The sequence below is a fragment of the Halomonas bluephagenesis genome, from assembly GCF_054790765.1.
In genome coordinates this window covers 1,123,264-1,147,770 of the sequence record NZ_CP133631.1, presented here as the reverse complement: position 1 = coordinate 1,147,770, position 24,507 = coordinate 1,123,264, and the positions used below count along the sequence as shown (strand labels likewise).

The following is a 24,507-nucleotide window of genomic DNA, read 5'->3' as shown; positions in this document are numbered from 1 at the left end:
GTTTCCGTCCTCGCAAGATTATCGGTGTTATTGGCAGCTTGAGCGCATTACGCGCTCAAGGGATGCTTGCGGCATGGCGTGCTAACGGGAATGCAGTTATTTTTTGAGGTTATTGTTTTTAGGGTGTGTCTTTAAGGTCAGGATTATTAGTGTGTTTTTTTAAGTTATGTTTACCTTGGTGAGGGGAGTTTGAGGTCGGAGAGTGCAGAGAACTTGCCGGTAAATGCCTTCGGGCGGGGGTAGTCCAGGTCACCGTGTTTGCTGGTGTGGAGACCTAGGCTAACCAAGGATTCCGCAAGCTTTAATGCAGCGCTAACGCCCTCTATCACCGGTACGCCAACCTCACGGCTGATCTCTTCAGTTAAGTTCGCCATTCCGCCACACCCTAAAACGATGGCACCAATGCCGTCTTCATCGCGGGCACGGCAGCACTCTTCAACAATGCGGGTAAAGGCGGCATCAGGGTGATGTTCAAGATCGAGAACCGGAATTTCTGCAGCGCGAATGCGGCGGCAGTGGTGGCGGGACCCATACTGTTCGAGCAAGTGTTCTGCAATAATGCCGGTACGCCCTAACGTCGTTACAATTGAGAAGCGGGTACTGACGAGCGTGGCCAGATGAAAGGCTGCTTCCGCAATGCCAATGACTGGCGCACGGGTTAGCTCTCGGGCTGCTAATAAGCCTGGATCGCCAAAGCAGGCAACCACGTAAGCATCGATGCCACCTTCGCGTTCACCTTTAAGAACTTCTTCGGCAACGCCTACTGCGCTAATGGCCTCGTCGAAATGACTCTCGATGGATACTGGCCCCGCATCGGGCTGGGTGGCGGTAACGGTTGTCGATGCCGCTGCCTGTCGCTGGGCGGCCTGATGAATGGCAGCCGTCATAGAGGCTGTTGTGTTTGGATTGATAATGCGGATATGCATGTTGAATCGCTCGCTGGTAGACAAAGTTGAGCATCTTGTATACGAAAATAGGGCGGTTTTGCGTGGATCGCAAGCCTTTTTACGTTGTTTAAATGTAGGTACGGCTTTACCAGGTGTTCAAGTTTCAACAGGTTAGCGTCTTGCTTGTTTTAAAATGCTAATCATCTCAGCTAATTAAGCGGCTGTTGGATTGCGGTTGTTCTATAAAGGCGCTATTTTGTATACAATTATTTCCTGTATTGTAGATCTTTAATACCAATAAAATGCTCTGCAACCACTAAAGGAGCCGTTGAATGTCCCATTCATCTGATCGACCATCGAATGCTTATCCTCGTGACCTGACGGGTTATGGCCGCACCCCCCCTCATGCCAACTGGCCAGGCAACGCTAAGATTGCTGTTCAGTTTGTGTTGAATTACGAAGAAGGCGGGGAGAACTGCGTACTTCACGGTGACTCAGGGTCAGAGCAGTTTTTGTCTGAGATTATTGGCGCGGCCAGCTATCCAGATCGCCATCTAAGTATGGAATCGATCTATGAATATGGTTCTAGAGCTGGCGTTTGGCGGATTCTGCGGGAGTTCGAAAAGCGTGACTTGCCGCTGACGGTATTTGGTGTGGCAATGGCATTAGAACGTAATCCTGATGTCGCCCAAGCGTTTAAAGAACTGGGTCACGAAATTGCCTGTCACGGCTATCGCTGGATCCATTACCAAGAAGTCTCCGAGCATGTCGAGCGAGAGCATTTGCAGAAAGCCGTGGACATCTTCCAGCGCCTTTACGGTGAAAAGCCTGAGGGGTGGTATACCGGGCGCGATAGCCCGAATACGCGGCGGCTGATTCTGGAGGAAGGCGGCTTCCTTTACGATAGCGACTATTACGGTGACGATCTGCCGTTTTGGACCTCTGTGACCGATAGCCAAGGTAGTGAGCATAATCATCTCATCGTGCCTTATACCCTAGATACTAACGATATGCGCTTTGCTGCCCCGCAAGGATTTAATACGGCGGATCACTTCTTTACCTATCTGCGAGATGCCTTCGATGTGCTTTACGCTGAGGGAGATGAGTCGCCCAAAATGCTCTCTATTGGCATGCACTGTCGACTGCTAGGACGTCCTGGACGTTTCCGTGCTCTGCAGCGCTTTTTAGACCATATCGAGGCTCATGACCGCGTATGGGTAGCTCGTCGTGTGGATATTGCTCGCCATTGGGCAGAACACCATCCCGCTCCAACCCGCTGAAAGGCAAAATAATGAATAAATCTCCTTACTACGCCCCTACGGGGGGGCCCCCGCCGCAAACCCAGCTAACCGCTGATCGTGCCGTATTCACAGAAGCGTATGCGTTAATTCCCAAAGGCGTGATGCGGGATATTGTCACTAGCAACCTGCCTTTCTGGGAAGGCACTCGATTATGGGTGCTGGCGCGTCCGCTTTCTGGTTTTGCTGAAACGTTCTCTCAATACATCATGGAAGTTCAGCCTGAGGGCGGCAGCGAAAAGCCGGAGCTAGACCCCAAAGCCGAAGGCGTGCTGTTCATTGTGGAAGGCGAGTTAACGCTTACTCTGGCGGGCGAGCGCCACACGATGCGCCACGGTGGCTATGCATTTATCCCTCCAGGTAGCCACTGGCAAGTGCGCAATGAGTCGTCTTCTCCTGTGCGTTTTCACTGGATTCGCAAGGCGTATGAGTTTGTGGAAGGGCTAGACGTACCGAAGGCCTTTGTCACCAATGAGCAAGACATTGCCCCACTCGAAATGCCGGGAACCGAAGGCCGCTGGGCAACCACGCGCTTCGTCGACCCTGCTGATGTGCGCCATGACATGCACGTCAATATCGTGACTTTCCAGCCGGGCGGCGTAATTCCCTTTGACGAAACCCATGTAATGGAGCACGGGCTTTATGTGTTGGAAGGGAAAGCTGTGTATCACCTTAATCAGCAATGGGTTGAGGTAGAGGCTGGTGACTTTATGTGGCTACGCGCATTCTGCCCCCAGGCGTGTTACGCCGGCGGCCCAGGGCCATTCCGTTACTTATTGTACAAAGACGTCAATCGCCACGCCGCACTTAAGCTCTAACGTTGAGTTCTGGTATTTAAGTTCTGGTATTTAAGTTCTGGCGTTGGCTGCTTCGCTGTGTGCTTACTCGGCGAAGCAGACTATTTTAGGATTTTATAATGATTAAACTGATAGCCGAACCGCTAACAGCCGAGGCGTTTGCGCCTTTTGGCGATGTGATTGATGCCCGCACGTCAGCGTCGTTTCCCATTAATGCAGGTCGTACCCAGCGTCACCACGACCTAGCACGTGTAGAAACGCTAGGTGACAACGCCCATACGCTGATTAATATTTTTGTCAGCCAGCCGATTACGTTACCGTTGGAATTAACTTTTTTAGAGCGCCACCCTCAGGGTAGCCAGGCCTTTATGCCGCTACATCAAGAGCGCTTTATTGTGGTGGTAGCCCCCCCTGGAGACACAATTGACGCAGCGAATGTCCGCGCTTTTGTCACTGATGGTCGTCAGGGCGTCAATTACCGTGCAGGTACTTGGCACGCTATTCAGTCGGTGCTTGAGCGTGAGGGCGAGTTTTTAGTGGTGGATAGGGGAGGGGATGGCAATAACTGCGATGAGTACTCGCTTGATATTACCGTTACTCTAGGCGAATAACTTGCGCTAACAGCATACGGTTGTCATCTTGCTCAGGTTAGCTTTTGACTGAACGAGAAAAATAGAGCGCACATTGCGCGTAGGAGACCAGCATGTCACAAGCCCACCGTTTGCCAAAACTACTCAAAATGCTGCGTCACTACGACGATCCAGTCAGCGGTGCGGATCTGGCTGAAGCGCTAGGTATACCGCTGAGTGTTCTCTACAAAGATATTGCTGTGCTTAGAGCCGTTGGGGTCGAGATTGTTAGTGAACCAGGCCAAGGCTATGTGCTCCCGCCTAGCGCTCAATTACCTCCCCCAGCGCTGAGCGAACCGACCAACGCACTGTCTGACGAACTGATTTTCTATACCCACCCCCTTTCGCGGGGAGGCATTGTGCACTGGATGCTTGAAGAGCTGGGTGTACCTTATCGCTTAGTGGTCCTGGAGTACGGGGCCACAATGCATTCGCCAGACTATTTAGCCATCAACCCGATGGGCAAGGTGCCGGCTATTCGCCACGGTGAGCGAGTGGTCACGGAGGCTGCCGCTATCTGTGCTTATCTTGCCGATGCCTTCCCCGAGGCGGGTTTGGCACCGCCGCTTTCAGCAAGAGACGACTATTATCGCTGGCTATTCTTCGCTGCTGGGCCGCTAGAAGCTGCTGCCTCGCTTAATAGCTTGGGCTTCCAACCTAATGCAGAGCAGCGGATGCGGCTAGGTTCTGGCGACTTTGCGACGGTGATTGAGGCTCTGGCTGCGGCCGTCAATGGACGCCGCTACATCGCTGGTGATGCTTTTAGCGCCGCCGATGTTTATGTCGGCTCCCACATTGGATGGGGAATGCAGTTTGGACCCCTGCCACGCCGTCCTGAATTCGAACATTACTGGGCGGGGCTGCAAAACCGTCCTGCACGGCAGCATTGCGAGATGTTCATCCAGCAGGCGTTGACACAGTAGTTGCCCTGTAAAATGGTGACGCGCCAGAGGTAGTCGTCCCCACGCTGATGAACGCTTATATAAGTTTTTATTCTCATTCTATTAATAATTAGGAAAATTATGAACGCACTGCACTTCTCTTCGATCCGTCGTACTAAAATTGTCGCCACCCTTGGGCCCGCCAGCGACCGGGAAGGTGTCTTAGAAGCCATGCTAGCGGCGGGTGTTGATGTGGTGCGTTTAAACTTCTCTCATGGCACCGCAGACGATCATCGTCGACGCTTAGTGCGCGTGCGGGAAATCGCCGCCCAACTGGGCCGAAGCGTAGCGGCGCTGGGCGATCTTCAAGGCCCTAAAATTCGTATCGCACGCTTCAAAGAGGGTGCTGTGGTTCTTCAAGAGGGCCAGTCGTTTGTCCTCGATATGGCGCTTGATGGCGATGCGGGTGATGTTAACCAAGTGGGCTGCGACTATAAAACCTTGGCGGAAGACGTGGCAGCCGGTGACCGCCTGTTGTTAGATGACGGCCGTGTGGTATTGGATGTAACCCGTGTAGAGGGCCAGCAGGTGCACACCGACGTGGTCGTAGGCGGTAAGCTTTCCAACCATAAAGGTATTAATAAGCAGGGCGGAGGACTTTCTGCTCCCGCGTTGACCGAGAAAGATAAAATCGACCTAAAAACCGCTGTTGAGATTGGTGTCGATTACCTGGCTATCTCCTTTCCCCGCCATGCGGAAGATATGCTTGAAGCGCGCCGTTTACTCGGTGAAGCAGGCAAGGATATTGGCTTAGTTGCCAAGGTGGAACGTGCCGAAGCCGTGGCAGATGAGGCAACCCTTGACGGCATTATCGAAGCGTCGGAAGCGGTCATGGTGGCGCGTGGCGATCTGGGTGTTGAGATTGGTGATGCCAAGCTGGTCGGCGTGCAAAAGCGTATGATCAAACGCGCGCGTTCGCTTAACCGCGCCGTGATTACCGCCACACAAATGATGGAAAGCATGATTTCAGCGCCACTGCCTACCCGCGCAGAGGTGTTTGATGTTGCCAATGCGGTGCTGGATGGTAGTGACGCAGTAATGCTTTCCGCCGAAACAGCCGCAGGCGACTACCCACTAGAAACCGTAGAGGCTATGGCGCGGGGATGTTTAGGCGCCGAGCGTGAGAAAACTGCCCAAGAGTCAGGGCACCGTATTCACGAAGGCTTTTCGCGGCCAGACGAAACCATTGCACTTTCGGCAATGTATGCTGCTAACCATATGAAAGGCGTTACTGCGATTGCCTGTATGACCTCCTCGGGTTATACGCCGCTAATTGCCTCGCGTATTCGCTCAGGCTTACCTATTGTTGGGCTTGCCCATACTCCCATTGCCCAGCGTCGTATGGCGCTTTATCGTGGTGTCGTGTCACTGCCGTTTGATACCTCTGAAATGAGTGCCACAGAGTTGAATGACGAAGCACTGACACTGCTGGTCAAACAGGGTGTCGTTACGCTTGGCGATCACGTGATTCTGACTCGAGGTGATCATATGAATGCCCATGGTGGCACCAATACCATGAAAATAATGGCAATTACCGAACAGCATGTTGAGCAAGCGCAGCGCTGATCGATGCGAATACTGCTATTAACGTGGTTACTGCTTGTTACTGCGCCTGCGTTTGCAGGCGCACCTATCGTTGCGGCAGCCTCTAATCTGCAGTTTGCATTGGAAGAGGCCGCGGAGCGCTTTACTCAGCAAACGGGACATGCTCTGCGCCTCAATTTTGGTTCCTCCGGAAATTTTCGCCGCCAAATTGCTCAAGGGGCCCCCTTTGAGCTGTTTCTTTCGGCGGACGAAACATTTGTACAAGCGCTTTATCAAGAGGGCCATGTCGATAACGAGGGCGTTATTTACGCCCGTGGTCGACTGGCGTGGGCGCAGCCTAAAGGAAAGTATTCACCACCTGATGAGCAGACACCGCTTGCTGGTGTGCATGAGGCCATCGCCGCACGTGACGCCGGGCAGCGTCAGCGTATTGCCATTGCCAGCCCAGAACACGCTCCTTACGGGGTTGCTGCCCAAGAAGTACTGCAAAACGCTGGTTTATGGCAAGCTTCTGAGCCGCTGCGCATTCAAGGTGAAAATGTGTCGCAAACGCTGCAGTTTGCTCTTTCGGATGATGCCCGCGGTGGGTTGGTAGCGTACTCTTTGGTGCTTGCTCCAGCACTTAGTGAGCGTAGCGAGTTTGTGTTGATCCCTGAAGCGTGGCACACGCCGTTGCACCAACGCATGGTATTAACACCTCAGGCAGGAGCAGTAGCGCAGGCTTTCTATGCATGGCTTCAGCAAGCAGACGCGCAGGCTATTTTCCAACAGTACGGGTTTAATACAGATTAATGGACTGGACGGCGCTTTCGGTATCGCTGCGCTTAGCAGGCTTGACCTGCCTCTTTTTACTGCCTGTGGGCGTGTGGCTAGGCCGAACGTTGGCCACTGCACACTTTCGAGGTAAAGGACTTTGCGAAGCGTTAGTGGCGTTGCCGTTAGTGTTACCGCCCACCGTGCTCGGTTTTTATTTGCTACAGCAATTTGGTCGCGATGCGCCTCTGGGAAGTGTTTGGGCCTCGCTCACGGGGGGCGGACTCAACTTCACCTTTAGCGGTATATTGCTAGCCTCGTTAATCGCTAATTTGCCTTTTGCGATTCAGCCTATTCAGCGTGCGTTTGAAAACGTACCGACTAACTTGCGTGAAGCTGCTTGGTGCAGCGGATTGAGCCCTTGGCAAACATTTTTACGCATTGAGCTACCGCTGGTGTGGCCGGGCATTCTCTCTGCGGCGGCATTAACATTTGCTCATACGCTGGGGGAGTTCGGGGTGATTTTAATGGTCGGTGGCGCGATTGATGGTGAAACTCGCACCCTAGCGATTGCCATTTATGATCGGGTACAGGCATTTGATGAACAGGGGGCTGCACGAATGTCGGCACTGCTGCTTCTAGTGTCGTTAACGACCCTGGGCCTGGTGTATGGGCTTGCAGGCAGACGTAGGTGGGTGCGTGGTTAAGGTGATCTCGGACAGTGGACTGGAGGTGATGGCCAAGCAGCGCGGCCCGATACCGCTGGACGCGTCATTTAGCTGTCCGGCGGGCGAACTTCTGGCGTTGGTGGGGCCGTCCGGTAGTGGCAAAACCACGCTACTGCGAACCATTGCTGGCTTGTACAAGCCTGAGCTGGGCCATGTGGCGTGTATGGACAACACTTGGTTGGCTACTGAGCGGCGCCACTCTCTTACTCCCCAGCAGCGCAAAATCGGCATGGTGTTTCAAGACTATGCATTGTCCCCCCATCTCAATGCGCTAGCGAATGTCCACCTCGCCATGGGGCACCTGCCTCACTCCGAACGTCCGCTCCGTGCGAAACAGTGGCTTGCCAATGTGCGCTTGGAAGGGCTGGAAAAACGCTTTCCCAGCGAGCTGTCTGGCGGGCAACGCCAACGCGTGGCGCTTGCACGCGCTTTAGCCCGCGAGCCGCAGGTATTGTTGTTAGATGAACCCTTCTCAGCCGTTGACCAAGTGACCCGACGCCGACTGCAGCGAGAGCTAGCATTGTTGCGTCAGCAGATCTCTATCCCGATTATTCTGGTTACTCACGACTTGGAAGAAGCGGCGGCGTTGGCAGATCAAATTTGCGTGCTGCATAACGGCGTCAGCCTACAGCAGGGTAGCCCTGAAGCTTTGTTTCGGCGGCCTGCTTCGCCGTTGGTGGCGAGGCTGTTAGACCGTCACAATATTTTTGAGGGTGAAATTACCAGCATTAATGGCCAGCAACGGTTGCAGTGGGGAGAGTACCACTTAGAAGTTGCCGAAGGCCTAGTGGCCCTGCCGTTAGGCGAAACAGTGGCTTGGTACTTACCGCCTTCCGATATTGTACTCCACCGACGTGACCGACCTTCACAAGGTGAACGCGAAAATCCGGTGGCTGCTACGGTGCATGAAATGGTCGTACTTGGCGGTATCACCTCGATCTCGCTGCGCGTTACTCATGGCGATGTGCTACGTTTCGATATCGCTACTCATGCCGCTCGGCGCAACCAGTTAGCGCTGGGGGAGCAGGTATATGTGTCGCTGCTTGCTGAAGGCATTCATATTATGTCGGGAAAGCATGTTGCTATGCCGTCACGCCATATGCCTTCAAACAGCCTGTCTTCCGATAACACGTCTTCTCATCATAAAAGGAACCTGTCATGACCGTTACGCGCCGTCAGCTACTGAAGACGTCTTTGGGGGTTTCGCTAGCGGCGAGCTTACCGTTGCCGCTGTTGAACGCTTGGGCGGATGAGTCTCGCCAAACCTCCACATTACCGCTGGCGATTCACAGCCAGGAAGGCCCTCACCGATTAGATGTTGAAGTGGCCGAGACCGCCTCTCAGCGACAGCGGGGCTTGATGGAACGTGAGCACCTGCCAGAAGCGCGTGGCATGCTGTTTCGATTTGAGAGCGAACAGCCCGCTGGCAATGCCTTCTGGATGTACCGCACGTTAATCCCGCTGGATATTGCTTTTATCAACGGTGAAGGTCGCATTGTAGCGATTAACACCATGCAACCCTGCGCATCTGATACGCCCCGCGAGTGCCCCGCTTCCCCAGCCGGTGCGTCTTACCATGCCGCGTTGGAAGTTAACGCAGGCTACTTTGCTGAGCGTGGTATTCAGGTGGGTGACTGCGTATCAGTTCCTGCGCTGGCAGGGTTTTGCCGTCCTGATGTATAGCATTTATAACGAGCACTTAGAAACAGGACGCCGAAATCAACTTGCTAAAGGGCCTTTGCTGGAGGACGTTTGCCAACGTTGAGCACGATCAGGGCAATACCGGCAACCACGAGCCCGCCGCCTAACAGCTTATGGATACCTAGGCTGTCGCCCATTAACAGCGCGCCAAAGCCAACAGCGAGTACCGGTACCAGCAAGGTCATTGGCACCACGCGATTCACAGGGTGGCGGCGTAGTAAGGCGTACCAAATGCCGTAAGCGATAATTGATGACATCACGGCGGTGTAAATCATCGCCGCCCACCCCCGCCAACTCGCTTGTTGAATGGCTTGCCACTGGCCAGTTTCAAATAGCCAAGACCCTAGCGCGACCTGGGGAATCGCAAACAGCGCTACCCAGCCCGCTAATGCTAATGGAGCAATAGGCGGGCCGCGCTTAATCAACAGCTGGGAAACTGCCCAGCCCAAGGCGCTTAACAAAAGAATGGTCAGCGGCAGCGGCGAGGGTAGCGTTGGCCCGCCGGCCAGCACAATGACGCCAGCGAAAGAGAGCAACAGCCCCGCGATGCGCTTTGCCCCCAGTTTTTCTTTGAGAAACACCACCGCTAGCAGCGTGGCAAAAGGCGTGCCCATCTGCACCAGAAGTGCGCCCGTGCCTGCCTCTGCTTGGCCTAAGCCAATAAATAGCAGTGCAAAATGCAGGCTGCCAAACGTAAACGAAAGCAAGAGCAAAAAAGGCAACTGAGCACGGGCGACAGGGTAGAATGGCACCAACAGGGTAGCGACCAGCATAAAGCGCAGGGTGGTCATCAGTAGCGGCGGAAACTCTGCTACGCCGATTTTGATAACAATGATATTCAGCGCCCAAATAGCGATGACAAATAGGCCTAACAACAGGTCGCGTAGTGGCACGTTAATGTCCATTGGTAATAAATAAAAAGTGGTTTCAGCATATCAGTAAGCGCTACTGCAGCGTAATAACTCGATGTTCATCCCTCCAAAGTTGATTGCGAAAGGCTAACGATTGGCTTCCTTTAAACGCATGAGTGCCTACAATGGAGCGTTGTCCGCTTTATCGCTTTTTTAGCAAGCAGCGGCGGACTGAGGGTGAATAATAGCTATCGCTGAATACCAACTGATAAAAAAGGATCGACAATAATGACGCTGACACGCTCTATGGCTCGTTTAACGGCAGGCTTGGCCGGTGCTGCCCTACTATCTGCTTCGCTCTCTGCGCAAGCTCGTGAGCTCTCGGTTTCCACTGTCTTGTCTGACGCTTTCCCTTGGGGGCAGGCGGCGGAAAAATGGGCGGAGTTGGTGGAGGAGCGCAGTGGTGGTGAATTAACGCTGCGGGTCTACCCGAATTCCCAGTTGGTATCGGGCGACCAAACCCGTGAGTTTTCGGCTATGCGTTCCGGGCTAATTGACGCTGCAGTAGGCTCGACCATTAACTGGTCGCCCCAGGTACCTGAACTGAATTTATTCTCTTTGCCATTCTTTATTCCCGATGAGGCCGCTGTGGATGCCGTTACCGGTGGGGGAGCGGGGGAATTGGTCTTTGCAGCGATCGAATCACGTGGTGTTATGCCTCTGGCATGGGGCGAAAATGGCTTCCGCCAGGTCTCGAACTCTCGTGGAGCGATTAGTCAGCCAGGGGATTTGGATGGTCTGAAAATCCGTGTGGTTGGCTCGCCACTGTTCCAGGACACTTTCTCTGCTCTTGGCGCAGACCCAACGCAGATGAGCTGGACGGACGCCCAGCCAGCGTTAACCACTGGCGCGGTTGATGGGCAGGAAAACCCGCTTTCAGTGTTTGATGTTGCGCGTATTGATCAGGTGGGGCAAGTACATTTAACGCTCTGGAACTACATGAATGATCCGCTGATTTTTGCGGTTAACCAGCAGGTATGGCAATCGCTCGATGAAGAGCAACAAGAGCTGTTACGTGAAACGGCAATTGAAGCGGGAGAGTGGGAAATCGCCATGACTCGTGAGGAAGAAAGCGAGCGCCTGTCGGCTATTCAAGAACGCGGTGTGACGGTTACCGAATTAACGGATGAACAGTACCAAGCCTTCGTTGAAGCCACCCAGTCCGTGTATGAAAAATGGGCTCCGCGGATTGGCGAAGATGTGGTTAACGCGGCTCAGTCGGCTATCGACGCACGTTAATAACTCCTTTGGTGTTTTAACTACCGGCCTTCAGGGCCGGTAGCTTTTGTTGTGAGGCTGCCATGAAAGGCTTTCCCGATGCACGCCCTGAGCGCTGGCTAGGCGCGCTATCACTTATTGTTATTTCGTTGATTAGCTTGGGAAATGTGGTCACGCGTTATCTAACAGGCGGCTCATTTTCGTTTACCGAAGAGTTTTCCGTATTCTTACTGGTAGTGCTAACGTTTGCAGGAGCATCGGTGGCGCTTAGGCGAACCCGCCATATTCGTATCGGTTTTTTAGAGAGAGCGCTGCCTAGGCGTTGGCGCAGTGCACTTATTCTATTTCAAGCGCTGTGTGGGTTTACCGTTCTGGGCTTAATCACTTGGTACGGTGGAAAGCTGGCTTGGCAAGAGTATCAGTGGGAATCGCTATCGCCAGGGTTAGGGCTCCCCCAATGGTGGTACTTGGTATGGCTACCGGTATTATCAACTGCCATGGTATGGCGTCTCGTTCAGCAAACCCGTGATCGATTAAAGGGAGGGCTAATTGATGACGCCTGATGTCTGGATGATTCTCGCCTTTGCCGGATTTTTGATAGCGGGTGTGCCAGTTGCATTTTCGCTCGCGTTAGCTGGCTCAGTGGGTATTGTGGCCGGGCTTTCGCCAGATATGTTGGCAACGCTGGGCACCAATACCTATAACAGCATTGCCAAGTATCCTTTAATCGCGATACCGCTATTCATACTGACAGGTCTGATTTTTGAGCGCTCTGGTGTGGCGTTACGCTTGGTACGCTTTGCGCAGGCGCTTATTGGGCCTCGCCATGGCGGTCTGGCGCTGGTTGCGGTGCTGGTGTGCATGATTATGGGGGGCATGAGTGGATCAGGCCCTGCGGATGCAGCTGCAGTGGCCATGGTAATGCTTCCAAGCATGACAAAAGCGGGCTATCCAAAGCCATTTTCCGCAACACTCATTGCCGCATCGGCATCCACCGCTATCCTAATCCCACCTTCCGTGGCGCTAATTCTTTACTCGATTGTGGTACCTGGCGTTGATCTACGCGCGTTATTTGCAGCAGGCCTCTTTCCCGGCATTTTGGCAGGGCTGGCGCTGCTGGTGCCTGCAATGATTGTCGCTAAGCGCTATGGCTGGGAGGGGACGCCAGTAGAGGGTGCTGAAACGTTGACCGTTCGCACGACGTTCCGGCAGGCGTTACCCGCCTTGTTTGCTCCGGTACTCATTTTAGGAGGGCTGCGTTCAGGCCTATTTACCCCGACCGAAGCCGCCGTAGTGGCGGTTGCTTATGGCACCGTCGTGGGGTTATTTCTGACGAAAGAGCTCTCGTTACGTGACCTGTGGGAGTTGTTAGGAGAGGCCGCGATTATTTCTGGGGTGGTGATGTTGATTATCGCCCTGGCGGGTATTTTTGCTTGGGCCGGTACGATGCTAGGCACTTTCCGCCATTTGGCAGAGTGGATTATTAGCTTAACGGATAACGGTGTTTTGCTGCTGGTGCTTGTCATGCTGGCGGGACTGGTCGCTGGCATGTTGCTTGATGCTATTTCTATTTACCTCATCATGATGCCTGTGCTTATTCCGGTGATGCAGCACTTTGAATGGAACCCCGTATGGTTCGGCATTCTCTTGGCTATGAACATCGCTATTGGGCAATTTACTCCGCCGGTTGCGGTGAATTTGATGGTAACGACAGAGGTTGCAAAAATCCGCTTGGAAGAGACGCTGGGCTGGGCATTCTTGTTTGTTTTGGCGATGGGGTGTGCTTTAGCCCTGGTGGCTATTTTTCCGAGTATTGCTCTGTGGTTGCCATCGGTACTTGGTTATAACATCTGAAGCACACCTCAGTTCGTGCCCTGAATTGACCCTAAGATGCTCTACCCGCTATACGCTATGCAAATACGGCATGGTAATTAACGGTAACTAAACGTTGTACATGAGTAATCTGAATTTGTTGTTTGAGCTGCTTGTGGTAGGTGATGCCATGCTTTTTGTGCACTACCACTAAGCATTAAGTGTATTTGCTGAGCAGAGGGACTGAATAGCAAGCACGAGGAAGTATCTAAGCGATAAACCCATAATGACTTGCCGTGTACTTCGCCAAGTAGGTTTTTTTTCGCTAAAGTAGTAAGTGTCGGCTGTGTTAGTCGACGTTGATAACAGATTGTCTTGAAAACGTTTTGGCAAAAAAACACCTGAGGGAATCGTTTAGCAGGTGGAGTTAAAGCGTATAACGCTCACAACATCAAGATAAAGAGGTGTGTCCATGAAACGCCATGTATTTTCCACTGCCGCCTTCTCTGGCGCGCTGATTGCGGCCGCTACGTTTGCATCTCCGGCGGGTGCACAGGAACGCTTCATCACTATCGGCACCGGTGGCCAAACAGGTGTGTACTACGTAGTCGGTCAGTCGATCTGTCGATTGGTGAACCGTCTGGAAGACGCAAATATCAAATGTAATGCTCCTTCCACAGGTGGATCTGTTGCCAATATTAATGGCATCAAGTCTGGCGAATTGGACATGGGTGTTGCTCAGTCGGATGTCCAGTACCAAGCTTACAATGGCACTGGGAATTTCGAAGGGGAGCCTTATGAAGAGCTTAGGGCTGTGTTCCGTGTTCACGGTGAGCCTTTGACTCTGCTTGCGCGTGCTGACTCAGGAATCGAAACACTCGATGACCTAGAAGGAAAACGCGTCAATATTGGTAATCCAGGTTCAGGTCAGCGCAACACCATGGAAGTGGTGATGGATGCGAAAGGCTGGACTGAAGATACCTTCTCCTTAGCATCTCAGCTTGATGCCGCAGAGCAAGCGGCAGCTCTTTCCGATAATAACATTGATGCCATGGTTTATGTGGTGGGCCATCCCAATGGTTCCATCCAAGAAGCTACCACCACCGTTGATGCTCGCCTGATCTCGCTTAATGACGAAGACATCCAGGGCATCGTTGATGAATACCCGTACTATTCAACATCGGTAATTCCGGGGGGGCTGTATCGTGGTAACGACGAAGATGTCGAAACTTTCGGTGTGGCGGCTACGTTTGTAACAACTGCTGAGGCTGATGAAGACGTCATCTACCAGACCGTCAAGGCAGTTTTTGACAACTTTGATCGCTTCAAACGCCTGCATCCGGCCTTCGAGAATCTTGATCCGGAAGAAATGGTAACTCAGGGGGTTTCTGCACCTCTGCATGATGGGGCAGCGCGTTACTACCGTGAACAAGGCTGGATCGAGTAACCGTATAGCTTGACGTACTGTTACCTTGGTAAGAAATGCGCGGCTACCCCAGGGTACCGCGCATTTTAGCTTAGAATGTTTATAGGGCATTTCGATATGGCAATTAGGCGTCAATCGTCTCGGAGAAGGGCAGGCATATGACTGAAGATAAGAATAGACCTTCGGGAGCCGGAGTAGACTTGGAGGATATGGTAGCCTCCAGTGACACGGGAGCCCGTAAACCGAGCGGCATGCCCGGTAAGCTTCTGGTGAGCATTGCAGCGGTGTGGTCTCTGTTTCAATTGTGGATTGCTTCTCCAGTGCCCTTCATTTTGGGGTTTGGTGTTTTTAATGCCACTGAAGCCCGCTCTATCCACTTAGCTTTTGCGCTGTTTCTGGCATACATGGCCTATCCGGCACTCAAGCGTTCGCCTCGTGACCGTATTCCGATCCAGGATTGGATACTTGCAGCAACGGCAGCCTTTTGTGGCGCTTACATGTTTATGTTTTACGAGCAGCTATCCCAGCGCCCCGGCGCGCCAATAATGCAGGACGTTATTATTGGTATCGCAGGGATACTGCTACTGCTTGAAGCGACCCGTCGTGCGCTTGGCCCGCCGTTGATGATTGTGGCGTCAGTTTTCCTTATCTATAGCTTGGCTGGCCCTTGGATGCCGGGCATTCTTTCACATGGTGGCGTTAGTCTATTCGGTTTGATTAATCACCAGTGGTTGACGACTCAGGGGGTCTTCGGTATCGCTCTGGGGGTCTCAACTAGCTTCGTGTTTCTATTTGTGTTGTTCGGTGCTTTGCTAGATAAGGCTGGTGCTGGCAACTACTTTATAAAAGTTGCATTTTCGCTGCTTGGTCACTATCGCGGTGGTCCAGCGAAAGCTGCTGTAGTCGCCTCTGCAATGACCGGTTTGATTTCCGGTTCTTCGATTGCCAATGTCGTGACCACCGGTACTTTTACGGTGCCAATGATGAAAAGGGTAGGGTTTTCCTCCGAAAAGGCGGGCGCTGTCGAAGTGGCGTCATCGGTCAACGGACAGATTATGCCTCCGGTGATGGGGGCTGCTGCCTTCCTGATGGTCGAGTATGTAGGTATTTCTTATGTCGAAGTAATTAAGCATGCCTTCTTGCCTGCACTGATCTCTTATATCGCACTGGTCTATATTGTTCACTTGGAAGCCCTGAAGGCCAATATGCAGGGGCTTCAGAGTAGCAATCCGCCTAAGCCGATGGTCAATAAAGTGATCGGTTTTCTCGGTGGTTTGCTACTGATGATGATTACCGCTCTAGGGGTCTATTATGGCCTTGGTTGGCTCAAACCAGTACTGGGCGACGCTACTCCCTGGGTGGTGGCCGTTGGGCTGACAGTGATCTATATTGCACTACTCAAACTGGCGGCAGGTTACCCCGAACTTGAGCTTGATGATCCTAACCAACCAATCTATTCGCTGCCGCAGACGAAGCCTACAGTGCTGGTTGGCTTGCAGTACATTTTGCCTGTCATTGTGTTGGTCTGGTGTCTGATGGTCGAGCGCTTGTCGCCAGGGCTGTCGGCTTTTTGGGCCACTGTTTTCATGATCTTCATCATTCTTACTCAACGTCCCATCACTTCGATCTTCAGGGGTCGCGGCGATATGGCTGCGGATTTGCGTGAAGGCGTTATGGATCTGTGGAGCGGCTTAGTCACTGGTGCCCGCAACATGATTGGTATTGGCATCGCCACTGCCACCGCCGGCATCATTGTCGGTGCTGTATCGCAGACCGGGGTGGGTCTGGTACTGGCTGAGGTAGTGGAAACGCTTGCCATGGGTAACTTGATGCTGATTTTGCTGCTTACAGCAGTGCTCAGCTTGATTCTTGGCATGGGGTTGCCTACGACGGCTAACTACATTGTAGTATCGGCGTTACTGGCGCCAGTTGTCGTCAGCTTAGGTGCTGAAAATGGCCTGCTAGTACCATTGATTGCGGTGCACCTGTTTGTGTTTTATTTCGGCATCATGGCGGATGTTACGCCGCCGGTGGGACTGGCGTCCTTTGCGGCGGCGGCAGTATCGGGTGGCGATCCCATTCGGACAGGTTTCCAGGCTTTCTATTACAGCCTTCGTACCGCGGCATTGCCGTTTTTGTTCATCTTTAATACCGATCTGCTGCTAATTGATGTGACCTTTCTTCAGGGGGTTCTGATCTTTGTCGTTTCGACTATCGCCATGCTGATCTTCGCTGCGGCGACCCAGGGCTTCATGATTACACGCAACCGTTGGTATGAATCTATCATTCTGTTGCTGATCGCGTTCACGCTGTTCCGCCCCGGTTTCTGGATGGATATGATCCATGACCCCTATGAGTCGATACCTCCCGATCAATTCGTTGAAGTGCTTGGCAGTGTCGACGAAGACTCTACTCTGCGTTTGCAGATTGCAGGTCTTGATGACTACGGCGATCCGATGACGACCTACATGATACTTCCGGTGCCAGAGGGGGAAACAGGACAAGAGCGGCTCGATAACCTTGGCATGGAGCTTTTTATTGAGGATGGAACAGCGACTGTTGATATGGTGGCTTATGGCAGCCAAGCAGCAGATCTCGGCTTAGATTTCGATCAAGAAATCATCGAGGTATTGGCTCCTGTTGACCGTTGGACTAAAGAACTGATGTGGATTCCTGCGTTCCTGGTTTTTGGGCTGATTGTATTGATGCAGCGCCGGCGTCGTAATAACACGTCAGCTACCGCTGCTGCATGAAGGAGAATGCCATGTACAGCAAGATCATGTTGCCGGTGGACTTGAATGAGGAAGCTTCTTGGTCAAAGGCACTGCCTACAGCCCTGACGTTATGTCGTACTTTTGGTGCTTCGCTACATGTGGTTACGGTACTGCCGGATTACCGTATGCCTATGGTGGGTTCCTATTTTCCCAAGGACTTCGCTAAAAAGGCGCACACAGCGATAACCGAGGCACTTCATGACTTCATTAAGGAGAAAGTGCCTGAGGACATTCAGGTGCAAAGTGTCACTGTGGATGGATCCCCATGGGAGGGGATTATCAAGGCTGGTAAGAAACTGGATGTGGATCTGATCGTTATGGCATCACATACCAAGCGTAAATTTGTAGATTATGTCTTGGGGCCTAATGCTGAACATGTGGTTCATCATTCTAAGGTATCGGTAATGATCGTGCGCTGACGTTTCAGTACCGAGTTGTTTGTTAAACGAACTCCAGGCCATTTGGCCTGGAGTTTTTGTTTGTGGGGTTATATTAACGTTGGCTAACGCATCGAATAAATTGGCGTTAATGGCATGAAAGCAGGATTTTTTGTACGCGATGTCTTTAGACGGCCCCAGCCTGTCAATGCTCAGCTACATTAAAGGTACGTTAAGCCATTAACTCATGGTTAACGAACTCATGCATGTGGCAACTCTTTTCAGGTATTCGGTAAGCGTTACTCCAACCTGACCTGGGTTTAAAAGGCCACCGCTGCAGTGGGGTAAATCTAAGGAGTCATGCCATGAATGCAGCTACAACAAAAACGCACGACCGAGCAGATATGTCTAACGTGAAAATTACTATTAATAAGGTTGGTATGGATCGGCCGCGTGCATGGCTTGCCGCGGGGGTTGAGGATTTTCGTCGTGCAACAGCTATTAGTTTAACCTACGGCATGTTTTGGGTGGGATTGAGCATAGCCATTACTGCGGGCGCAGTAACACTTGGCTATTGGTACTGGTTATTACCCATGATCGCTGGGTTTATGTTTGTTGGTCCACTCGTTGCAGTCGGTTCCTATGGTATTAGTCGCGCTATTGAACATGGGCGAGTACCTAACTTGGGAGATGCTTTCGGAAGTTGGCGCCCACATGCAGGCCAATTGGCAATGATGGGGGTGATGATGATGATTTTCTTCCTCGCCTGGATTCGTCTGGCAACACTACTGTTTGCGCTGTTCTTTGGATTTGAAGTACCTAACCCAGCCACCCTTTATACATCACTCCTAACCACGCCTGAAGGCTTGGGGATGATTGCAGTAGGCACGGTTGCAGGTGGTATACTCGCCTTTGGTGCGTTTGCAATTAGTTCAGTGGCGATTCCCACGTTGATGGATCATGACTTGACCTTTATGGAAGGCATCGAAGCCAGTGTCCGTTGTGTGGCTAGCAACTTCCGCCCAATGCTGCTGTGGGCCGTTATTCTCACCGGTTGTGTACTGGTAGGCGTAATGACCTTTTACATTGGCTTTGCGCTAATACTGCCCGTGCTAGGCCATGCAAGCTGGCATGCCTATGAGGATCTAGTTCGTATTGAGCCAGTCGAAGAACTTAAGACCTAGAGCGAGTAAGAGGTAAGAGCTACGGAAACGTTGAGACTCACGTTAGGCATCAAGCAAAAAAGCATTTAACCTGACCCGGTAGAAGAGATAGCGTAACCTTTGCGCTATCTCTTTTTTTATCCAGAGTCCTGCTTGTCCTGAGGGTTGGCAGAAATGGGCCATATTTTCAGGGCATTGTGTCGTGAGGTAACCGTTGTGAAAGCGTTGTTATTGGGGTGTATTATGCTGGTGTTCAGCATTCCCCTGGCGGGTCATGAGCGGGAAAGAGGGTTTCTAGAGTTGCCAGATGGGCCTGTTATTCTGACAATTAACGGTGGCATAACACATTTCAACGCAGCCCAGGAGGCGCGCTTTGATCTTGCCATGTTACAAGCCTTGCCACAGCACTCCTTTGAAACGGGCACGCCGTGGACAGAAGGCAGCAGTGCATATAGCGGACCGTTAATGCGAACATTATTAGAGCATGTTGGACTGACTGGTTCTGAAGATGGTTCTGGAAATGGTTCTGGAAATGGTTCTGGAAATGGTTCTGGAAATAGCGTCTACGTTTCTGCCTTAAACGGGTTCGAAGCGGAAATACCGGTCAGTGATTTTTATGAGTACGATGTGATCTTAGCATTAGAGCGGAATGGGCAAAGCATCCCTATCCGTGAATATGGCCCTTTGTGGGTGCTCTATCCTTTCAGCCAAGATGAGGCTCTTTTGAGCGAAAAAATGCGTTTTAGAGCTGTTTGGCAAGTCATGCAGATAAATGTCCGTTAGTCGGTCTATTTCTCGAGCGCCCCGCCTGCTGCGTTATCCGCGTCGCTTTAAAGTGGTTGCCATGATTACCGTTCTGCTGTTCGCAGCAGCACTGGTAGTGGCAGCCTTAGCAGCTTGGCGTCAGGATAATTTGACGCAAAGCTTGAGAGAAGATACGGCTTGGGTAGCCTATAAGCTTGATCGCGATGCGATTCAGCTATTCAACCATTTACTTGCGACCACTCGCGGCCCGCTTTCACCTTCCGATCAAGATGATTTAAATCTGCGTTTCGAACTGCTGTATAGCCGAATTATGCTGTTGCAAGAGGGCGAAGTGAGCCTTCTGTTAGAAAATATCAGCATGGCAAAAGCATTATTAGCTCAAATTCAGCAGCAGCTAGATACGCTAGATCCCATGTTTGAGCCTTACGCGTCGCTAACTCAACTACCGATTACTGAGCTAGAGGAAGAGCTGCTGGTGCTCACCCGGCTTACAGAGCGATTTGTTATCGCTATTAATGGTTATCTAGCGGAGTCTGCGACTGAAGAGCGAGTTCTATTAAGTGTTTTATATAAGCTTTTAATGTCGTTATTGGTCGGTATGAGTTTGGCGGTATTGCTGGTAATTGTATTTCTCGTGCGCGAAATGCGAGAAAGCGCCGCCGCTCGTCGTGAGCAAGAGCAACTGAGCCGTCAACTTGAAGTCACTGCCACGCAGGCACAGGCTGCAAATCACGCTAAATCAGACTTTTTAGCGATGGTTAGTCATGAAATTCGCACGCCACTCAACGGGGTTATTGGTATGAGTGAGTTACTGCGAGAGCCATCTAGCCTTGCGCAAGTAGAAGACTATGCCCGCACGATTCATGACAGCGCTAATCAACTGCTGGCGATGATCAATGAAATTCTTGATTTCTCAAAGATCGAAGCGGGGCACCTAACGCTTGAAACCTCGCCCACTGCCCTTAAACCATTAGTCGACAGCGTCATATCGCTATTTGAGCCTCGCGCTAAAGCTAAAGGCCTGCAGTTAACGTTATATATCGATCCTTTAGTACCTGGATGGGTAATGATCGATGCCAGCCGACTGCGCCAGATTTTGCTTAATCTTATTGCCAACGCTATTAAGTTTACTGACCATGGTGAGGTCAATATATGTATTTATTCCACGGTAAAGTGCCTGTCATTTGACGTTCGTGATACCGGTTGTGGCTTGAATGAGGAGCAACAGGCGTCACTATTTGAACCATTTCAGCAAGCGGATGAGTCCGTTGCTCGCCGGTTCGGCGGTACTGGATTAGGTTTGGCGATTTGTAAACGTCTGAGCGAAGCTATGCAAGGACGACTAGGGGTTCGTAGCACTCCTGGACAGGGCAGCACATTTTGGTGTGAGTTGCCCCTGGTAGAAGCTAGCCCCGTCAACGCCCCGTTGCCGTCTGAACCGATGCTAGATTTTGCGGGCATATCCTTACTGCTGGTGGAAGATAATGCCGTCAATCGTAAAGTCGCCACTGGGCTACTGTCTCGTCTCGGTTGCGACGTAGTCTGTGCTGAAAATGGCCAGGATGCTCTAGACATGGTGCAGGCTCAGCAAGTGCATCTCATCTTTATGGATATCCAGCTACCGGATATCGATGGCATTACCGTGACTAAACGGCTTCGCTCTCAAGGTGGTTGGTTGGCTGATGTGCCTATTGTTGCCATGACGGCTGGGGGCGTAGAAGGTGTTCGCCAGCGCTGCCTTGCAGCGGGAATGAGTGATTATATTACTAAACCGCTGTCCTTACTTACCCTTAGCAATGTGCTGTCACTGCAGCTGTTTACGGTTTCGCGCCCATACGCCTTGCCGGTGTTGCCTTCAGATCTGGAGCAGCATGAATTCCAGCCACTGATTAACCGTGAAACACTAGAGACACTAGCTGTGTCGTTGGGGGCTGAAAGTGTCGATCAACTCATCATGCTATATCACCAGCAAGTAAGTGATTACGTTGCTCAGTTGGCTGCTTACCTGAGAAGCACGGCATTGCTAACGGCGGAGCAAACCAAGCAAGTGGCGCGCTTAGCACACCAACTGCGCGGCGAATCGCTCGGCGTAGGGGCAGAACGTTTGGCCGCCGAGGCCAAACGGCTCGAAATAATCGCCAGTAGCAGCGATTCTTCACCGCAGGATTTTAATGAAACCCTGAGCCTGCTGAGACAAACCGCTTCGCGAACTCATGCAGCGTTGGAGAAATGGCGCCGTGACGATAGCACCGAAGAATAGCGGTATTCAGACCGCCGCCAGTAATCAGCTAAATCCCTTCCAAGCCGCCCGTGAGCTGGCTCAACAGCTAGGCCATGAGCACTTAGGCTTTGTGTTATTTTTTTGCAGTGCTGAGTATCCGTTAGAGGAACTAGCCGCCGCCCTTGGCGGTGCGTTTGATATGGTGCCGATGAGTGGTTGCACGACGGCGGGCGAAATTACACCGCAAGGCTATGACCGAGGCTCTGTAGTAGCGATAGGTTTTGATCGCCGCGTGTTTGCGATTGAAACCGCACTGGTAGACGACCTTGAACACTTTGACCTTAGCCGTGCACAACCCCTCGTGGATACCTTGCTGGAGCGTTGCCGGCAGCAGGCTGTAGCACCGGTGAACGAGCATAGCTTTGCGCTCACCTTGCTAGATGGCTTGTCCAGCCGTGAAGAACAGGTTTTAGCAACCTTAGATGCCGCTCTTGGTCGTATTCCCAGCTTTGGTGGCTCGGCTGGTGATGATAATCATCTTGCCCACACCCATGTTTATGCGAATGGACAGTTTCATACCCGCGCCGCCGTGGTGGTAATGATTAACACGCGGCTGCCGTTTGAGGTGTTTTCTACCCATCATCTTGAGCCGCTTGCCCATAAATTAGTAGTGACAGACGCTGATCGGGAACAGCGCCGAGTGTTAGAACTCAACGGTTTGCCCGCCGCAGAGGTTTATGCAGCGTTAGTCGACTGTCCTGTTGATGCGCTATCGCCATCCATTTTTGCCCAGCATCCGCTGGCGGTTTATATCGGCGGTCAACACTATATCCGTTCAATACAGCGTGTGAATGAAGATGCTAGCTTAACCTTCTACTGTGCGGTAGAAACGGGCATCGTGCTAACCGCGATGCGGCCTACGCCGTTACTCTTAGATCTAGAGGTGATGTTACAGCGCGTGCAACAACGCCTGGGTGCAACAGCGCCTGCAATTATAGGTTGCGACTGTTTTTTACGACGCATGGCGCTTGAGTCATTGCAACAGCTGGGTCAGGCATCAGCGCTGCTTCGTCAGGCACGGGTGGTGGGGTTTAATACCTATGGCGAACAGCATCATGGCATGCACGTAAACCAAACTTTTACGGGGGTGGCCTTTGGCGCTCTTCCAACTAGCGGCGGATAGCGATACAGCGCAGGATAATGCCACGCTGCGCGAGGAAAACCGTCGTTTGCGTAAGGTTTGCCAGGCGCTGATGGAGCGTGTGGAGTCCGGAGCAAGCCCCAACAGCGCTCCCTATGCAGCGTTTGAGCGCTCGGTGCTGCTGGCAGAGCAAGTGCGCGAACGCACTGATGCACTTCACCGCACATTAGACGAACTTAGCCAAGTGAATGCACGACTGCTGGCAGCGAACGCCGAAGCAGAGGCGGCTAACCTTTCTAAAACGAAATTTTTAGCGGCGGTTAGTCATGACCTGCTTCAGCCGTTAAACGCTGCCCGGTTATTCGCCAGTGCCTTAGAAACACATGCGTTACCCGAGTCCTCTCAAGTCTTAGTAGGGCACATAGGGCGCTCGTTAAAAGATGTCGAAGGGCTCTTAGGCACACTGGTGGATATTTCCCGCTTAGATGCAGGGGTACTCCACGCGGACAAAGCTCCTTTTGCGGTGAGCACACTGTTAGATGCCTTGGCAGAAGAGTATCGGCAAGTGGCTGCCGTGCGTGGGCTGACGCTTCACTATGTACCGTCGAGCGTGGTGGTCGATTCAGATCTAGCGTTGGTGGCGCGTGTCGTGCGCAATTTCCTCAGCAATGCCGTGCGTTACACCGAGCATGGCCATTTACTGCTTGGCTGTCGACGACGCGCCAACGGCCTTGAAATTATGGTGGGCGATACCGGTCCAGGTATACCAGAGCCGCAGCGTCAGGCGATTTTTCTGGAATTTCGCCGCGCCAACCAGTCCCAGAGTAGCCACAGCCGAGGGCTTGGATTGGGACTAGCGATCGTCGATCGAATCAGCACCATGTTGGAGCACCCTGTGTCGCTTACCTCACAGCTTGGACGTGGCTCGCTATTTTCTGTGTTAGTACCTTATGCAGCTCCAAACGCTGGCGCATCGACCGTTACGCATGCTCAAAAAGCATTACCTGCGTCTGAACGTTGGCAGGACGATCCGTTACAAGGCTGCGTCGTATGGGTGATTGATGATGATCCCGCGATTATAGAAGGGATGCAGGCATTGCTGGGCAGTTGGGGATGCCGAGTGAGGGCGGCTGCTACAGTGAGTGCGTTGGAAGCGGCGAGTGATGGTGAACGCCCGGCCGTACTGCTGGTGGATTACCACCTTGGAGATCACCGCGAAAATGGGATCGATCTAGCTGCACGACTGCGCCGTCGTTCCCCGGGGTTAGCCACAGTGGTCATTACTGCCAATCATGAAGCCTCCTTGAAGAGGGCTGCACGCGAAGCAGGTATGCACTGTTTATTAAAACCACTTAAGCCACTTCGCTTAAAGATGCTATTGGGAACGCTCTTAGAGAACCACGCTTAACGGGAGGTCGGT

General features: G+C 52.3%; 22 protein-coding genes. 20 read left to right on the top strand and 2 right to left on the bottom strand.

The window, feature by feature from the left end:
* Positions 1-170 precede the first annotated feature (170 nt).
* Complete coding sequence (locus REH51_RS05170) at positions 171-926, bottom strand: aspartate/glutamate racemase family protein (protein WP_498937066.1); 756 nt, start codon at positions 924-926, stop codon at positions 171-173.
* 293 nt (positions 927-1,219) lie between these two features.
* Between REH51_RS05170 and puuE the strand changes: the two genes are divergently transcribed.
* The 9 genes from puuE to REH51_RS05125 all read left to right on the top strand — a co-directional run bounded on the left by puuE (position 1,220) and on the right by REH51_RS05125 (position 9,261).
* The gene (gene puuE, locus REH51_RS05165) at positions 1,220-2,167 is read left to right on the top strand and encodes an allantoinase PuuE (protein WP_009721322.1); all 948 of its coding nucleotides are present in this window, start codon (positions 1,220-1,222) and stop codon (positions 2,165-2,167) included.
* 11 nt (positions 2,168-2,178) lie between these two features.
* Positions 2,179-3,003: a bifunctional allantoicase/(S)-ureidoglycine aminohydrolase gene (locus REH51_RS05160; RefSeq protein ID WP_498937064.1), complete on the top strand. Its 825-nt coding sequence runs from the start codon at positions 2,179-2,181 to the stop codon at positions 3,001-3,003.
* Positions 3,004-3,101: 98 nt separating this feature from the next.
* Positions 3,102-3,593, top strand: coding sequence for an ureidoglycolate lyase (locus REH51_RS05155; RefSeq protein WP_009721324.1), 492 nt, complete (start codon positions 3,102-3,104; stop codon positions 3,591-3,593).
* 92 nt (positions 3,594-3,685) lie between these two features.
* On the top strand, positions 3,686-4,534 hold the full coding sequence (locus REH51_RS05150) for a glutathione S-transferase N-terminal domain-containing protein (protein ID WP_498937062.1): 849 nt from the start codon (positions 3,686-3,688) through the stop codon (positions 4,532-4,534).
* Between the two features lie 99 nt (positions 4,535-4,633).
* Positions 4,634-6,118, top strand: coding sequence for a pyruvate kinase (gene pyk / locus REH51_RS05145; protein WP_498937060.1), 1,485 nt, complete (start codon positions 4,634-4,636; stop codon positions 6,116-6,118).
* A 3-nt stretch (positions 6,119-6,121) separates the two neighbouring features.
* A complete protein-coding gene (gene modA / locus REH51_RS05140) occupies positions 6,122-6,889 on the top strand; it encodes a molybdate ABC transporter substrate-binding protein (RefSeq protein ID WP_009721327.1) in 768 nt (255 codons plus the stop codon).
* On the top strand, positions 6,889-7,557 hold the full coding sequence (gene modB, locus REH51_RS05135) for a molybdate ABC transporter permease subunit (RefSeq protein ID WP_009721328.1): 669 nt from the start codon (positions 6,889-6,891) through the stop codon (positions 7,555-7,557). Before modA ends, modB begins: the two co-directional genes overlap by 1 nt.
* Positions 7,550-8,740, top strand: coding sequence for an ABC transporter ATP-binding protein (locus REH51_RS05130; RefSeq protein WP_498937058.1), 1,191 nt, complete (start codon positions 7,550-7,552; stop codon positions 8,738-8,740). The genes modB and REH51_RS05130 overlap by 8 nt, the downstream gene beginning before the upstream one ends.
* A complete protein-coding gene (locus tag REH51_RS05125; RefSeq protein WP_498937056.1) occupies positions 8,737-9,261 on the top strand; it encodes a DUF192 domain-containing protein in 525 nt (174 codons plus the stop codon). The genes REH51_RS05130 and REH51_RS05125 overlap by 4 nt, the downstream gene beginning before the upstream one ends.
* Before the next feature lie 44 nt (positions 9,262-9,305).
* On the opposite strand, the gene REH51_RS05120 is transcribed toward REH51_RS05125, so the two are convergent.
* The gene (locus REH51_RS05120) at positions 9,306-10,172 is read right to left on the bottom strand and encodes a DMT family transporter (RefSeq protein WP_498937054.1); all 867 of its coding nucleotides are present in this window, start codon (positions 10,170-10,172) and stop codon (positions 9,306-9,308) included.
* A gap of 246 nt (positions 10,173-10,418) precedes the next feature.
* Here REH51_RS05120 and REH51_RS05115 point away from each other — a divergent pair, with 246 nt between their 5' ends.
* The 11 genes from REH51_RS05115 (at position 10,419) to REH51_RS05065 (ending at position 24,495) form a co-directional block, all read left to right on the top strand.
* Positions 10,419-11,429, top strand: a complete 1,011-nt coding sequence (locus tag REH51_RS05115) for a DctP family TRAP transporter solute-binding subunit (RefSeq protein WP_498937052.1) — start codon at positions 10,419-10,421, stop codon at positions 11,427-11,429.
* Positions 11,430-11,491: 62 nt separating this feature from the next.
* Positions 11,492-11,971 carry a TRAP transporter small permease gene (locus REH51_RS05110; RefSeq protein WP_498937051.1) on the top strand — a complete coding sequence of 160 codons (480 nt, stop codon included), beginning with the start codon at positions 11,492-11,494 and terminating at the stop codon, positions 11,969-11,971.
* Complete coding sequence (locus REH51_RS05105) at positions 11,961-13,262, top strand: TRAP transporter large permease (protein ID WP_498937049.1); 1,302 nt, start codon at positions 11,961-11,963, stop codon at positions 13,260-13,262. Before REH51_RS05110 ends, REH51_RS05105 begins: the two co-directional genes overlap by 11 nt.
* Before the next feature lie 430 nt (positions 13,263-13,692).
* Positions 13,693-14,667, top strand: a complete 975-nt coding sequence (locus REH51_RS05100) for a TAXI family TRAP transporter solute-binding subunit (protein WP_498937047.1) — start codon at positions 13,693-13,695, stop codon at positions 14,665-14,667.
* Positions 14,668-14,804: 137 nt separating this feature from the next.
* Complete coding sequence (locus tag REH51_RS05095) at positions 14,805-17,399, top strand: TRAP transporter permease (RefSeq protein WP_039868373.1); 2,595 nt, start codon at positions 14,805-14,807, stop codon at positions 17,397-17,399.
* 11 nt (positions 17,400-17,410) lie between these two features.
* Positions 17,411-17,839: a universal stress protein gene (locus REH51_RS05090; protein ID WP_009721337.1), complete on the top strand. Its 429-nt coding sequence runs from the start codon at positions 17,411-17,413 to the stop codon at positions 17,837-17,839.
* A gap of 323 nt (positions 17,840-18,162) precedes the next feature.
* Positions 18,163-18,981, top strand: coding sequence for a DUF2189 domain-containing protein (locus REH51_RS05085; RefSeq protein ID WP_498937045.1), 819 nt, complete (start codon positions 18,163-18,165; stop codon positions 18,979-18,981).
* A gap of 153 nt (positions 18,982-19,134) precedes the next feature.
* Positions 19,135-19,743 carry a putative pterin-binding protein gene (locus REH51_RS05080; RefSeq protein WP_009721339.1) on the top strand — a complete coding sequence of 203 codons (609 nt, stop codon included), beginning with the start codon at positions 19,135-19,137 and terminating at the stop codon, positions 19,741-19,743.
* On the top strand, positions 19,733-21,985 hold the full coding sequence (locus REH51_RS05075; protein ID WP_498937043.1) for an ATP-binding protein: 2,253 nt from the start codon (positions 19,733-19,735) through the stop codon (positions 21,983-21,985). Before REH51_RS05080 ends, REH51_RS05075 begins: the two co-directional genes overlap by 11 nt.
* On the top strand, positions 21,939-23,129 hold the full coding sequence (gene nosP, locus REH51_RS05070; protein ID WP_050801074.1) for a nitric oxide-sensing protein NosP: 1,191 nt from the start codon (positions 21,939-21,941) through the stop codon (positions 23,127-23,129). Before REH51_RS05075 ends, nosP begins: the two co-directional genes overlap by 47 nt.
* A complete protein-coding gene (locus REH51_RS05065; protein WP_498937041.1) occupies positions 23,101-24,495 on the top strand; it encodes an ATP-binding response regulator in 1,395 nt (464 codons plus the stop codon). Before nosP ends, REH51_RS05065 begins: the two co-directional genes overlap by 29 nt.
* The last annotated feature ends 12 nt before the right edge of the window (positions 24,496-24,507 follow it).

Excerpts from the sequence above, each read along its gene's own strand:
- REH51_RS05170 (WP_498937066.1), bottom strand. The coding sequence starts at position 926 with ATGCATATCCGCATTATCAATCCAAACACAACAGCCTCTATGACGGCT.
- puuE (WP_009721322.1), top strand. The coding sequence starts at position 1,220 with ATGTCCCATTCATCTGATCGACCATCGAATGCTTATCCTCGTGACCTG.
- REH51_RS05160 (WP_498937064.1), top strand. The coding sequence starts at position 2,179 with ATGAATAAATCTCCTTACTACGCCCCTACGGGGGGGCCCCCGCCGCAA.
- REH51_RS05155 (WP_009721324.1), top strand. The coding sequence starts at position 3,102 with ATGATTAAACTGATAGCCGAACCGCTAACAGCCGAGGCGTTTGCGCCT.
- REH51_RS05150 (WP_498937062.1), top strand. The coding sequence starts at position 3,686 with ATGTCACAAGCCCACCGTTTGCCAAAACTACTCAAAATGCTGCGTCAC.
- pyk (WP_498937060.1), top strand. The coding sequence starts at position 4,634 with ATGAACGCACTGCACTTCTCTTCGATCCGTCGTACTAAAATTGTCGCC.
- modA (WP_009721327.1), top strand. The coding sequence starts at position 6,122 with ATGCGAATACTGCTATTAACGTGGTTACTGCTTGTTACTGCGCCTGCG.
- modB (WP_009721328.1), top strand. The coding sequence starts at position 6,889 with ATGGACTGGACGGCGCTTTCGGTATCGCTGCGCTTAGCAGGCTTGACC.
- REH51_RS05125 (WP_498937056.1), top strand. The coding sequence starts at position 8,737 with ATGACCGTTACGCGCCGTCAGCTACTGAAGACGTCTTTGGGGGTTTCG.
- REH51_RS05115 (WP_498937052.1), top strand. The coding sequence starts at position 10,419 with ATGACGCTGACACGCTCTATGGCTCGTTTAACGGCAGGCTTGGCCGGT.
- REH51_RS05110 (WP_498937051.1), top strand. The coding sequence starts at position 11,492 with ATGAAAGGCTTTCCCGATGCACGCCCTGAGCGCTGGCTAGGCGCGCTA.
- REH51_RS05105 (WP_498937049.1), top strand. The coding sequence starts at position 11,961 with ATGACGCCTGATGTCTGGATGATTCTCGCCTTTGCCGGATTTTTGATA.
- REH51_RS05100 (WP_498937047.1), top strand. The coding sequence starts at position 13,693 with ATGAAACGCCATGTATTTTCCACTGCCGCCTTCTCTGGCGCGCTGATT.
- REH51_RS05095 (WP_039868373.1), top strand. The coding sequence starts at position 14,805 with ATGACTGAAGATAAGAATAGACCTTCGGGAGCCGGAGTAGACTTGGAG.
- REH51_RS05090 (WP_009721337.1), top strand. The coding sequence starts at position 17,411 with ATGTACAGCAAGATCATGTTGCCGGTGGACTTGAATGAGGAAGCTTCT.
- REH51_RS05085 (WP_498937045.1), top strand. The coding sequence starts at position 18,163 with ATGAATGCAGCTACAACAAAAACGCACGACCGAGCAGATATGTCTAAC.
- REH51_RS05080 (WP_009721339.1), top strand. The coding sequence starts at position 19,135 with ATGGGCCATATTTTCAGGGCATTGTGTCGTGAGGTAACCGTTGTGAAA.
- REH51_RS05075 (WP_498937043.1), top strand. The coding sequence starts at position 19,733 with ATGTCCGTTAGTCGGTCTATTTCTCGAGCGCCCCGCCTGCTGCGTTAT.
- nosP (WP_050801074.1), top strand. The coding sequence starts at position 21,939 with ATGCAGCGTTGGAGAAATGGCGCCGTGACGATAGCACCGAAGAATAGC.